This is a genomic window from Bacillus sp. LR--39 (assembly GCF_053613335.1).
Genome location: NZ_JBSIOT010000618.1, coordinates 1 through 830 on the forward strand (window position 1 = coordinate 1; position 830 = coordinate 830).

Consider the following 830-nt stretch of genomic DNA (forward strand, 5'->3'; position numbering starts at 1 on the left):
TTTACAGCCTCTATTTCTTCGCTATCCGGCATGTCATGCAGAATCAGATGCTGTAATGTTTCCATATCGTCATCTCCTATATTCTCTTGAATCTTCAATAATTTGTTAGATTTTCTTCCTTATCTCACCCATTTTAACCCAAAAAAGATAACTTGTAAAACTATTTCATTTTGGAATTATTCCAATACTGAATGATAAAATAGTCCCACATTTTCTTATTTTGTTCCCCATCCACAGAAAAACACACGCCAAATTTTTGACGTGTGCCATGCAGGTTTACAGTATGTTTTTTTCTTTCATCCATGTGAAAAATATGCGGTTTAACCGCTGATACAATTCTTGTTCTCCTTCTTCCTGAAACCCCACCATGCTTTCTCCGCTCTCAATAATTGCCGAGCTGATCGCGCTTAAAATCTCCGAGCCTTCAGCAGATAATGAGCCAGGCGCCATCATGACGAGGATGCGTGTCATCCTGAGGGTATTTCCGTCCATGCCATCCACTTCATAGGAGGTGCTGAGATCAAACATTTTGAAAAAAGGCAGGACGATTTCATCATTTTTGAGATGATAAAGCGCCATGTTTGTTCCGGGGATTCCCAATCCCCCTTGTTTCTCCCGCTCAGCCAGGCAAACCGCGGCTTTTTCCGGATCACGGATCAGGCCATCCTTCTTGAGCTGTTGAAAAAGCTCTAGCAGAAGCATGCTATGGTCCGGGTTTGTTTTGAGTTGAGCTAGCGTAAAATGGCGCAGAACATCTTGGATAACTTCCATATACCGCCCTATGCTTTCCGCCGCCTCCAGAATGTCAGGTACATCAGCTTGCTGCGCCT

General features: G+C 43.3%; 1 protein-coding gene and 1 pseudogene. Both read right to left on the reverse strand.

Annotated elements, in window-relative coordinates; all coding sequences use genetic code 11:
- The coding region (locus ACWHAR_RS25350; protein ID WP_452088219.1) for a hypothetical protein at window positions 1-80 on the reverse strand (80 nt) is incomplete at its 3' end.
- A 196-nt stretch (window positions 81-276) separates the two neighbouring features.
- Window positions 277-830: pseudogene (gene mtlR, locus ACWHAR_RS25355) on the reverse strand (mannitol operon transcriptional activator MtlR); the annotation flags it as partial.